Origin of the sequence: Lactobacillus sp. ESL0701, from assembly GCF_029433445.1 — a bacterium.
Classification (GTDB): Bacteria; Bacillota; Bacilli; order Lactobacillales; family Lactobacillaceae; genus Lactobacillus.
Map to the genome: position 1 here is coordinate 131,536 of NZ_JAQTIC010000003.1, position 12,398 is coordinate 143,933.

General features: G+C 38.3%; 9 protein-coding genes. 8 read left to right on the top strand and 1 reads right to left on the bottom strand.

Annotation, left to right across the window (positions count from 1 at the left end):
* Positions 1 to 2 precede the first annotated feature (2 nt).
* The 8 genes from PT281_RS03595 to PT281_RS03630 all read left to right on the top strand — a co-directional run bounded on the left by PT281_RS03595 (position 3) and on the right by PT281_RS03630 (position 11,710).
* Entirely contained in the window at positions 3 to 2,492 is a 2,490-nt protein-coding gene (locus tag PT281_RS03595) for a DNA translocase FtsK (RefSeq protein ID WP_277152088.1), read from the top strand.
* Positions 2,493 to 2,665: 173 nt separating this feature from the next.
* A complete protein-coding gene (locus tag PT281_RS03600) occupies positions 2,666 to 3,394 on the top strand; it encodes an SDR family NAD(P)-dependent oxidoreductase (RefSeq protein WP_277152119.1) in 729 nt (242 codons plus the stop codon).
* Positions 3,395 to 3,460: 66 nt separating this feature from the next.
* Positions 3,461 to 4,534 (top strand): RodZ domain-containing protein, encoded by a 1,074-nt coding sequence (locus tag PT281_RS03605; RefSeq protein ID WP_277152121.1) that lies wholly within the window; start codon positions 3,461 to 3,463, stop codon positions 4,532 to 4,534.
* A gap of 28 nt (positions 4,535 to 4,562) precedes the next feature.
* Positions 4,563 to 5,123: a CDP-diacylglycerol--glycerol-3-phosphate 3-phosphatidyltransferase gene (gene pgsA / locus PT281_RS03610; RefSeq protein WP_277152123.1), complete on the top strand. Its 561-nt coding sequence runs from the start codon at positions 4,563 to 4,565 to the stop codon at positions 5,121 to 5,123.
* Between the two features lie 337 nt (positions 5,124 to 5,460).
* Entirely contained in the window at positions 5,461 to 6,570 is a 1,110-nt protein-coding gene (gene recA / locus PT281_RS03615; protein ID WP_277152125.1) for a recombinase RecA, read from the top strand.
* A gap of 131 nt (positions 6,571 to 6,701) precedes the next feature.
* A complete protein-coding gene (gene rny / locus PT281_RS03620; protein WP_277152127.1) occupies positions 6,702 to 8,333 on the top strand; it encodes a ribonuclease Y in 1,632 nt (543 codons plus the stop codon).
* A 156-nt stretch (positions 8,334 to 8,489) separates the two neighbouring features.
* Positions 8,490 to 10,409 (top strand): BspA family leucine-rich repeat surface protein, encoded by a 1,920-nt coding sequence (locus PT281_RS03625; RefSeq protein WP_277152129.1) that lies wholly within the window; start codon positions 8,490 to 8,492, stop codon positions 10,407 to 10,409.
* A 140-nt stretch (positions 10,410 to 10,549) separates the two neighbouring features.
* Complete coding sequence (locus PT281_RS03630) at positions 10,550 to 11,710, top strand: MraY family glycosyltransferase (RefSeq protein WP_277152131.1); 1,161 nt, start codon at positions 10,550 to 10,552, stop codon at positions 11,708 to 11,710.
* A gap of 18 nt (positions 11,711 to 11,728) precedes the next feature.
* Here PT281_RS03630 and PT281_RS03635 read toward each other — a convergent pair whose 3' ends face one another.
* Positions 11,729 to 12,388 carry a YigZ family protein gene (locus PT281_RS03635; protein ID WP_277152133.1) on the bottom strand — a complete coding sequence of 220 codons (660 nt, stop codon included), beginning with the start codon at positions 12,386 to 12,388 and terminating at the stop codon, positions 11,729 to 11,731.
* Between the last annotated feature and the right edge of the window lie 10 nt (positions 12,389 to 12,398).

The following is a 12,398-nucleotide window of genomic DNA, read 5'->3' on the forward strand; positions in this document are numbered from 1 at the left end:
TTATGCCTAAGAAAAAGAGAAAAACAACTAAAAAACGTAAGAAGACGCAAAATACTGGGATAACTTGGGCAGTTATTGGTCTGATTCAACTTATTATTGCTGTTTGGGCATTTGTGAAGTTTGGTATTTTGGGTAGACAAATTGCCAACTGTTTTCGTTTGTTTTTTGGCGATTCTTATTTACTGGCAGCGGGTCTGTTTGGTCTGTTTGGTCTGGTGATGCTAATTTATAACAAGCCGATGCACTTTAAGTTCAAGCGCAGTTGCGGCTTGTTTTTGGCAATTTTGGGAGTATTGGTAATTCAGAGTAGTATTTATTTTGAGCATGAGCTGGTTAATAATGCTTTTATGAATGCATTTTGGCACGAGATGTCTGCAGAATTTGCTCGCGCGGCAGTAACACTGCCAGTTGGCGGCGGAATTATTGGTGCCATCTGCTATCAATTATTTTATCAACTCCTGGGTCATATTGGCTTGCGTGTCATCGCAATTTTATTGATTCCGATTGGTCTGTTAATGTTTTTTGACGTTAAATTTAGAACAATTATTAAAAAATTTCAGTCTTTTAGTCAGCTGTTTATTGTTAAGAACCAAGAAGCAGGAACCAAAATCAAGGATAAATATGCGGACTTGCGCGAGAAGCAATTACAGAAAATAGCGGAGCAGCAGGCACATGATCTGAATGATCCGTTAAATTCGACGTCACCGATTTTTCCTAATGTTAATGATTTTGCTGTTAAAAAAGATGCCTCTAAAGAAGCACCTACTTTACAAGAAGATAATCCTGAAACAGAAGCAGAGTTGCAAGTACCAGTTGAAGACGAGCAACAGGATGAGCCGCAAATTGAAATTGCTAGTCAAGAAGCGCCAGAAAAATCGGAACCAAGTGAACCAGCAGCAACTTTTGATCAACCAGTAGAACCTGAAGTTGACCAAAAAGAAGAAGCGGCTTTGCCAAAGTCACATTCTTTTGCCGATCAAGACAAAAAGATGCTGCAGGAATTGGCAGATGTCGATCACGGCGAACTAGAAACTAAGCAAAAGCAAAAACCTAATCCTAAATACCGTAAGCCGCCGCTTTCGCTGCTTGATACAGTTAAGAATACAGATCAGAGTTCGGATAAAACGTTAATTCGGCAGAATACCCAAACCTTGCAGACAACTTTTAAGAGCTTTGGTGTTAATGTCATCATTAAGAAAGCAATTTTGGGGCCAACAATCACTCGTTACGAGGTTCAGCCCGCAGTTGGGGTCAAAGTCAGCCGCATTGTTAATTTGGCTGATGATTTGGCCTTAGCGCTGGCTGCTAAAGATATTAGAATTGAAGCGCCAATTCCCGGTAAACCATTTATTGGGATTGAAGTGCCTAACCGAACAACTTCTGTTGTTGCGTTTAAGGATGTAATGCAAAATCAGGATGCCGAGGCGCAAAAGGAACCAATGGTTGTGCCTCTTGGTAAGGATGTCACAGGACAAACAATTTCGGCTAATTTAGCTAAGATGCCGCACTTGTTAATTGCTGGTTCGACTGGTTCTGGGAAGTCCGTGGCAATTAACACGATCCTAACCAGTATTTTAATGAAAGCCATGCCCGACCAAGTTAAATTGATTTTAATTGATCCGAAGATGGTTGAATTATCGGTTTATAATGGAGTGCCGCATTTGTTAATTCCAGTTGTGACGGACGCAAAATTAGCAGCTAACGCGTTAAGCAAGGCCGTTAAGGAAATGGAACGGCGTTATAAATTGTTTGCGGCTAGTGGTGCCCGCAACATGGCTGAATTTAATGAAAAGGTTCGTCTAAACAATCAAGATAAAACTAAGCCGGCAATGAAGCCGTTACCTTATATTTTGGTTGTAGTTGACGAATTGAGCGACTTAATGATGGTTGGCGGTCATGATGTTGAAGGTGCGATTGTCCGCTTAGGACAGATGGCACGTGCTGCCGGAATACACATGATCTTAGCAACGCAAAGACCAAGTGTCGATGTAATTACTGGTTTGATTAAGGCTAATGTGCCTTCGCGAATTTCTTTTGCCGTATCTAGTGGTGTTGATTCGCGCACAATTTTGGATCAAACAGGAGCAGAAAAATTATTGGGTCGCGGCGACATGCTCTATATGCCGGTTGGCGCGTCAAAGCCGGAACGAATCCAAGGAGCTTATGTTGCTTCTAGTGAAGTGGAAAGAGTTATCTCGTGGGTTAAGGACCAGCAGAAGCCAGTATATGATGAAGAAATGATTCCGCAAAAGGGCAGTGACAACGTGTCAAATGACGATGAGCCGGAAGATGAATTTTATTCTCAGGCAGTTGATCTGGTTAGACGTCAGCAGACGGCTAGTGTGTCAATGTTGCAACGCCGCTTCAGGATTGGTTATAATCGAGCTGCTAGAATTGTAGACGAAATGGAAGCTAAAGGTGTCGTTGGACCTTCTGAGGGTTCAAAGCCGCGCCAGGTTTTATTGTCGCCAGAAGATACAACTGAGAAGTAATTTTTAAGAAAGTTTAGCATATGGCAATTTTAACTAATTTTACGGTTGAATAATGTTAAAATTAAGTCGAACATTGTGATTGTAAAAGTGTAGAATTGGACAAGTAATTGTTATATAATTTGTAATGCTGTACAAATTAATGGCTCATCATCGGGCAGAAAAGGAATGTTATAATGCAGCGAGCAATTGTGTTTGGCGCTACTGGTGGAATTGGACAAGCTATTTGTGCGGATTTAGCACAAGATGGCTGGTCGCTTTATATTCATTGCAGTCAAAATTGGCAAGCGGCTTGCGAGTTAAGTGAAAACTTAACTAGGCAATATCCTCAACAAGATTTTATTCCAATTAAACTTAGTTTTTTGGTTGATAATAGTGAGTTACAAGCCTTTGTAACAGGATTATTGCCAGTTAATGCAGTTGTTTTTGCGCAAGGTATTACTGATTATAATTTTGTCAGTGGGCAAGACTTACATAAGATTGACCAAATTATGCGGGTAAATCTAACAGTACCAATTAAGTTGACGAGCTTGCTTGAGCCGCTTTTGATTAAAAATGATTTTAGCCGGATTGTCTATTTGGGTTCGGTTTATGGCGGGCAAGGTAGTGCAATGGAGTCTGTTTATAGCAGCTCAAAGGCTGGTTTGACGCGCTTTGCTCAAAGTTATGCGCGTGAAGTGGCCTCAGCAAATTTGACAGTTAACGTAATTGCTCCTGGTGCGGTTAATACACCAATGAACGCAATGTTTGCGCCGGAAACAATGGAGGAAGTTAAGGGTGAAATTCCTGCTGGTCGATTAGCTGAAGGCAGTGATATTTCATTTTGGGTCAAGACTTTGCTCAGTCTTCGTTCTGGCTATTTAACAGGTCAGACGATTTATGTCAGCGGTGGCTGGCTTTTATAAGTACAAAAAAAGTAGTAGTATATGTTATACTCGAGTTGTTAGTGGAGAATTTTTAAAGAGGTAACTATGGCAGATATCGGAGATAAATTACGCAGTGCCAGAGAGGCAAAGGGACTTTCAATTGCAGATATTGAAAAAGCAACCAAAATTCAAGGTAGATATCTGACGGCAATTGAACAAAATGATTTTGATAAACTCCCTGGTGATTTTTATGTACGGGCCTTTATTAGACAATATGCACAGATTGTTGGCTTGGATGGTAAAAAGCTGTTAAGTGAATACCATCAAGATGTACCTGCTGCTCAACCAGACGAATACGTTGAAGATTCGATTGATAATAAGAGCGAAGAAGTTCGTAAGACAACCAGCAATAAAAAGAAGATATGGAAGAATTACTTACCACGGATTATTATCGGTCTGGGAGTAATTGTTGTAATTTTGGTTTGTTATGTGGTGTACGCCCATTTTTCAGCAAGTCATAATCAAACTGCTAATCCAGATAATGGGGTTTCGATTTCTTCAGAAAATACTAATAAGGCTAAGAAAAAGAAGCCAGTTGCAGTTAATCCAGTCAAGATTAAGGAATTAGCCGCTAACCAATTCCAAGTTACGGGTTTGAAGAATAATCGCAATTTAGTTGTGCGTGCTGGCGATCAAAGTATTACGGTTACGATTTCTGTCAATGGTGTTAGACAAGCATCACAAACTTTGGCAGCGGGTCAAAAGCAGACGATAGCCATTCCTACTGATGCTCAAAATGTTGGTATTACGTTGAGCAATGCTTCAGGAACTAAGGTAACTGTCGGTGGTAAGAAGGTACCATATGATGCTCAAAATGGCAATTTGAGTTTGACCTTATTGATTGGTAAGCAACACAGTCAAACTACAAGTCAATCAAATTCAACTCAAAGTAACCGGACAAATACCAATAGCGGTACAACTGGTTCAAGTTCTAATTCTAGTCAATCTACTAATAGTTCAAACAATCAGACTACACATAATGCGACTACTAACAATAGTGCAGAGCATAATCAAACTACCCAAAATAATGGTCAGAGCAATAATCAGACTAATACCACTAATAATGGCGGTCAGTCTGATAGTTCAACTCACTCTTCAACCACTAATAATGGCAGATAATAATCGAATATAGGAGAAGTAGTAGAGAATGAATTTACCCAATAAATTAACTGTTTTTAGAATATTTTTAATTCCAGTCTTTGTATTAATCGTCATGTTTGGCGGTGATGCAAGTGTCCAAGTTGCTGGCAGTACAGTCTATTGGCGGTTAGTAATCGCCGCAATCGTGTTTGCCATAGCTTCTGCAACTGATTGGTTTGATGGTCACATTGCCCGTTCACGCAATATGGTAACCAACTTTGGTAAGTTTGCCGATCCGTTAGCTGACAAAATGTTAACAATGACCGCCTTTATTATGCTGGTTGAATTAAAACTAGCACCAGCTTGGGTAGTTGTTATTATTGTTTGTCGTGAACTTGCAGTTACTGGTTTACGGTTGATTTTGGCAGAAAACAAGGGTCAGGTAATGGCTGCGGCAATGCCTGGTAAGATTAAGACAACTTGCCAAATGTTGTCAGTTATTTTCTTACTAATTGGTGATTTTTACCACATTGGAACGATTTTGCTATACTTGGCATTAATCTTTACTATTTATTCTGGTTGGGATTACTTCCACAGTTCATGGGGCGTTTTTAAGGGCTCAATGTAATTGTAAATAAATTTAAAAGACGCTAACTTGGTTAGCGTCTTTTTGTGTATATTTTTAAAATCATCTAAGAATACAATATTTTTGCTTAATCAATTCTTACTTGTTAGCATTAAATCAATAGAACTAGTAACAAGGAAAATTTGGATTAGTAAAGAAGTTTTATAGCTAACGTGATTACATATTAAAGAATTACGTTAGCAATTTTTTCGTAAAAAAAGATAATTTTGGCGTATTTAATAATACAGAATAAAATAATAAACATTTGTTCGGTTTTCCTTGCAAATAAACAAGAAATCAAAGTATAATTAATGAGTATTAAATAGAGGAGGCAAATCGCTTGGCCAAAGACGAAAAACAAAAAGCACTGGAAAGTGCATTGAAAAAAATTGAAAAGAATTTTGGTAAAGGTGCCGTAATGCGGATGGGTGACAAGGCTGATACTGAAATTTCGACGGTTCCGTCTGGTTCGCTGGCACTTGATGCGGCTTTAGGTGTTGGCGGTTACCCACGAGGAAGAATTATTGAAATTTATGGACCTGAATCTTCTGGTAAGACGACGGTTGCTTTGCATGCTGTTGCGGAAGTGCAAAAACGCGGCGGCACTGCTGCTTATATTGATGCTGAAAACGCAATGGATCCTGCTTATGCCCAAGCTTTGGGTGTTGACGTTGATGCGCTTATTTTGTCACAACCAAATACAGGTGAAGAAGGTTTACAGATTGCTGATACTTTAATCGCCAGTGGGGCAATTGATATTTTAATTGTCGATTCTGTTGCTGCGTTAGTACCACAAGCTGAAATTGATGGTGATATTGGTGATAGTCACGTGGGACTGCAAGCTCGATTAATGAGTCAGGCGTTGCGTAAGCTTTCCGGTAATATTAATAAGACCAAAACCATTGCGATTTTTATTAATCAAATTCGGGAAAAAGTTGGGATTATGTTTGGTAATCCTGAAACTACTCCTGGTGGTCGTGCCCTGAAGTTTTATTCAACTATTCGCTTGGAAATTAGGCGGGCTGAAAAGATTAAGCAAAGCGGCGGCGACATTACTGGTAACCGAGTAAAAATTAAAGTGGTTAAGAATAAGGTTGCGCCACCATTCAAAGTTGCTGAAGTTGATATGATGTATGGTCAGGGAATTTCTCAAAGTGGAGAATTGCTTGATATGGCAGCTGATAAAGATATTATTGCTAAGGCAGGCTCGTGGTATTCATACAATAATGAGCGGATTGGTCAAGGTCGAGAAAATGCCAAAAAATATCTTGAAGAACATCAAGATATTTATGATGACATTCAACATCAAGTTCGCGAAGCTTATGGTATCGATGAAAAATCAATTGCTGATCGTGAAGATCCAGAAAAAGTTAAGGCTGCAAAGCCAAAAGAAGAACCTGCAAAAGAAGAGGCTTCAAAATCAAAAGAAGCTGATAACAAAAGCAAATAAAGTTGAAGAAATTGACCTTGACCTCAGAATTTGAGGCAAGGTTTTTTTCTTGTTCATTGACATGTGTGCCGCGGTTCTTTATCATTAATATTGTGTGAATAATCTAAAAAAATAAAAAGGCGATAGTAATCATGACAAATATAATTTTGATTCCCGTCGCGGTTGCTATTATTTCAATTATAAGCGGTTTAGGAATTGGTTATGCCATTCGCAAAAATATTTGGGAGAAAAATGCCCAAAATGCGCAAAATGATGCCGACCATATTTTAACCGATGCAAAAGCACAGGTTGCTGCTGCAAGAACCGAAGTTAATGCCCAAAAGCAGGCTACTGAAGCCTTAAAGCAGAGTGCTGAAAATGCTAAAAAAGAGAAAATTCTTGAAGCTCAAGAAAAGATTCAGGATTATCGGCAAAAAGTGGAAGATGAATTAAATGTTAAGCGTGATGCGATTGCGCGTGACAATAATCGTCTGAGACAACGAGAAGATACCCTTGATCACCGGAATTCTTTACTTAAAGAGCAAGAGGATGGACTCAACCAAAAAAAGGATCAATTGCAGAAGCGGCAGGAAGAACTTGATGTTAAAGTTAAGGCTGCTGCTGAATTAGTCGATCAAAGACAACAGAAGCTGTATGAAGTCGCTCACCTAGATAAACAGCAGGCTAAAAAGTTGGTTTTGGACCAATTGGCTGATCAGCTGGTCAAAGAGCGGGCAACAATGATTAGGACCAGTAATGAGGAAGTGGCTGCTAAGGCTGACCATTATGCTCGTCAAGTAATCATTGATGCCATTCAAAGCAGTTCAGCGGATACAGTTGCCGAAACTACTGTATCTGTGGTTGATTTGCCTAATGAGGAGATGAAGGGACGAATTATCGGACGTGAAGGTCGGAATATTCGTTCATTTGAAGCGCTAACAGGTATCGATTTAATTATTGATGATACACCAAAGGTTGTTACTCTTAGTGGCTTTGACGCGATTAGACGTGAGATTGCCAAGCGAGCAATGGAACGGCTGGTTAAAGACGGTCGGATTCACCCAGCTCGCATTGAGGAAACGGTTGATAAGGCGCGTAAAGAAGTCAATGACGATATTTATGAGGCTGGTGAAAGCGCATTAATGGAACTTGGAATTCACAGAATGAATCCGGAGTTGGTTAAGACGCTTGGCCGCTTGAAGTATCGTACTTCATACGGACAAAATGTACTGGGTCACTCAATTGAGGTAGCTAAGCTTGCCGGCACAATGGCAGCGGAATTGGGATTAAATGAAAAATTAGCGGTACGCGCGGGATTATTACACGATATTGGAAAAGCCATCGATCATGATATTGAAGGTTCACACGTTGAAATTGGTGTGGAATTAGCCCGGAAATATCATGAATCAGATGTTGTTGTTAACGCAATTGCAGCCCACCACGGGGATGTACCGAAGTTGTCGTTTATTGCTGAACTAGTTGTTGCAGCAGATACGCTTTCTTCGGCAAGACCGGGTGCTAGAAGCGAAAGTTTGGAAAACTATATTAGACGGTTGACTGAACTTGAGCAGATTGCTAAACGGTACGATGGAGTCAAACAGGCTTATGCTATTCAAGCTGGACGTGAAGTTCGGGTCATGGTAGAGCCAGAGAAGATTTCAGATGATCGAATTACCGTTTTGGCACGTGATATTCGGAATCAAGTTGAAAAAGAACTTGATTATCCTGGTAATATTAAAATTACTGTGATCCGTGAAAAACGGGTTGTAGCAGTTGCAAAATAAAGTTAAAAGCTAGGTTCGAAGGAACCTAGCTTTTTTCGTACTATTAATTATTTATTTGCTATTTTGCTAGACGAAAGTCGTAATTCTTGTTGATTAAAAAAAAAAAAGATTATTATTAAATATGTAGAAAATAATTTAATATAGGAGGAACTTAATATGCATTTTAATAATAGAAAACGGTTAATTAAAGCTTTTTTGAAGAATAACAAAAAGTCGAGCCGCAAATTAATGGTTGGTGCGGCAGTAATTGCCGGCACGATTGGTGGTCTGACAACAATTAATCAGGTTCATGCAGCAGTACCAACAAGTACACAAGCAAGTACTAAAAAGGCTACAAGTTCGGTTCAAATTGCGAAAGTAACCAAGAAAACTTATCTTTACAATAAGTCGGGAAAGCGTACCAGTAAAAAAGCTTTAAAGAACGGTAAAACGGTTAAAATTTATGGGAATAAAACTATTAAAGGAAAAGCATATTATTCTTTAGGTCATGGCAAGTATGTACTAGCAAGTCATGTAAAAATAGCTAAGAATGCTAAAGTTGTAAAAGAGTCGTACTTGTATACTAAGAGTGGTAAACGTGCTGATAAAACAGTTTTAAAAGCTGGTAAGACTATTTATACTTATGGTGTAAAAACTATTAAGGGAAAGACCTATTATGCATTAGGAAATGGTAAGTATATTTTGACGGAGAATGTAGTATTAAATAATAGCAACACGTCTACACCAAATCCTGCTAAGACTGATTCTTCGAAGCCAAGTAGCAATACACCTAGCTCAAGTAGTTCCACTGGTTCAAACGTAGCAAATGGTGGTAGTTCAACAGGTACAGGTTCATCAACTAGTTCAGGTTCGTCAGATAATTCTAAGCCGCAACCACCAGTAAACAATGGCGGTTCAAGCAGTTCGAGCTCATCAAATAGTAGTAATTCAACATCTTCTAATATTAAAAAGGGTGTAAGTGGTCAATGTGATTTAACTTATGATCCAAGTACCAAGACATTGCATATTGCTGCTGGTAAAGCTGGTGATACTTTGTCTAATGAAGACACTATTGCAACTTCAGTAAGTAATATGAAAATTGATCCTAATGATATTCGAACAATAAGTATTGATTCAAAAGTTAGCTTTCCTTCAGATGCAAGTCAAATGTTTGAAGGTTTAGAAAATGTTACTGAAATCAAAGGTTTAAATAAAGTTGATACTAGTAAGGCAACGGACATGTCTTATATGTTTAATGATGATAGTAATTTAACTAGTTTAGATTTAAGTAGTTTTGATACTAGTAAGGTAACAGATATGTCTAATATGTTTGCTAATGCTAAAGGGTTAAAGAACTTAAATATAAGTAGCTTTAATACTGGTAAAGTAACAGATATGTCATATATGTTTTTCTTTGATGAGTCTTTAACAAAATTAGACGTAAGTAACTTTAATACAAGTAATGTAACAAATATGGTATCTATGTTTGAAAAGAATGAACTGTTAACAAACCTAGATGTAAGTAATTTCGATACCAGCAAAGTAACAGATATGTCAGTAATGTTTGGATATGATCCCAATCTGAAAGGTTTAGACTTAAGCAAATTTGATACTGCTAATGTGGAAAATATGTCAAGAATGTTTGCGGCTGATGTTAGTGTAAAAAGTCTTGATTTAAGTAGTTTTAACACAAGTAAGGTAACAGATATGTCTGGTATGTTTAATATGTCGGGTCCTACTAACTTTATTCCTGCCTTAACTAATTTGGATCTGAGTAACTTTGACACTTCAAATGTAACTGATATGCATCAAATGTTTGCGTTTAATAAAAGTTTAACTAGTGTTAACGTAAGTAGTTTTAATACTAGCAAGGTTACTTCGATGGCAAGTATGTTCCATGATGACATTAGTTTAAGAAATCTTGATGTCAACAATTTTGATACACACAACGTTACAAGTATGGTTGCAATGTTCCATAAGGTACCAGGTCCAATTTCTGGGATTGATCATTTTGACTTTAGTTCAATTAATGATGGTTTGAATGGTAATGCAAGTAACCATTACAACATGTTTAATACGGTAATAGCTAACGATTAGTTTTTTGATCTTTAGACTAAACAAAATGCTCCATTAGAAGATTTTTCTAATAGAGCATTTTTTGCTTTTTCGCCTAATTTGTGCATTTTTGCCCAAGCCTGTATAATTAAAAGCAACTAAATTATGAAAGTAGCCAAATTATGTTTAAAATTATTGTTGAATTATTCTTTTTGGTAATCATTCAGGCGGCCATTACTCCTTTTATCAGAAGATTGGCCTTTGTGCTTGGTGCGGTTGATAATCCCAATGCTAGACGTGTAAATAAAACGCCAATGCCAACTTTAGGCGGGCTCGGTATTTTTGTAACCTTTAATATTGGGGTTTTCGTTTTATTGCGGGAACAATTTCCCACTCATGAATCATTTAGCATTTTGCTGGCATCAAGTGTTGTTGTATTAACTGGGATGATTGATGATATTTTAGAATTAAAACCCCGACAAAAAATGTTTGGTATTTTTGTTGGTGCGCTAGTGATTTACTTCTTGGGCGGCATTAAGATGAACGTTCTTAACGTGCCGTTTATCAATAAGCAAATTAATTTAGGCTGGTGGAGCCTGCCAATTACTATTTTTTGGATTTTGGCTTTGACTAATGCCGTCAATTTGATTGATGGCTTAGATGGTCTAGCCGATGGGGTTTCAATGATCTCCTTGTTCACAATGGGAATTGTTGGCTACTTTTTCCTGCATACACGGCAATTATATATTCCAATTGCGTGCTTTATGCTTGCGGCGTGTTTATTAGGCTTTTTACCGTATAACTTTCATCCGGCAAAAATATTTTTAGGTGATACGGGAGCGTTATATATTGGCTTTATGATTTCGGTTTTGTCACTTAAAGGGTTAAAAAATGTTACCTTTATTTCTTTGTTAGTGCCAATTATTATTTTAGGAGTACCGATTACTGACACAATTTATGCAATGATTCGGCGCAAATTAAATAAGCGCCCAGTTTCTCAAGCTGATAAGCACCACTTGCACCATCAGTTAATGCGGATGGGACTGACGCACAGGCAAACAGTATTAACAATTTATGCTCTGTCGTTAATCTTTTCCTTTATTTCGCTGCTGTTTCTTCTGTCGCCGACTTGGGGCACGTGGCTGCTTATAGTTGGACTCTTGCTTGCCCTAGAATTGTTTGTGGAATCAATTGGACTATTAGGCGAGAAGTATAAGCCATTCTTGCATTTAACGCAAAAGATAATTAGTGCGCGCAGTACTAAGGATCCGACGGTCGAGGTTTGGCATCTGGGACAGGATAAGCCGGAACAATTAAAACATCAAAACGACAAAAAAGACTAGAATTGAAGCTAGTCTTTTTTATTTTTCGTGATAATTATGTGTATTAATTAGCAGTTCATTGTAGCGCTTTTCGCCGTTAGTGAAGGTTACTTTGCCAGCAAGCAGATTAGTTAACACTTTTTCTAAAGCAGCTTGGTCGTGGTCATCAATAAAAAGATGCATGGCAATGTCAACACCATAGTCGATTTTAGCAACATAAATATCTTTTTGTTTTAAAAAATGGTCTACTTCATCAAAACGGTTGTAGGCAACGTGAAAAATCACTTCTTGCTGGCGAACGCGTTTCACCACTCCGATTGCTTGAGCACCTTCGCTAACGCTATTAGAATAAGCTCTGATTAAGCCGCCAGCACCAAGCTTGATACCGCCAAAGTAGCGCGTCACAACAACAGTTACGTTTTTTAAGTTCATTAGCTGGAGCACCTTTAATTCCGGCACTCCAGCGGTGCCAGAAGGCTCACCATTATCGCTGGCTTTAACGTGATCGTCATTTAGACCAATCGTGTAGGCAAAGGTATTGTGAGTGGCATCGTGGTATTTTTTGCTGGTTGCTGCAATGAATTCTTCGGCTTCACTAACTGATGTTGTTCTTGCCAAACTGGCGATAAAGCGGCTTTTCTTGATGATTATTTCATGGTCGCCGTTTTCTTTAATTGTTAAATAATTTTCGTTAGTCAAAAAATTTTAC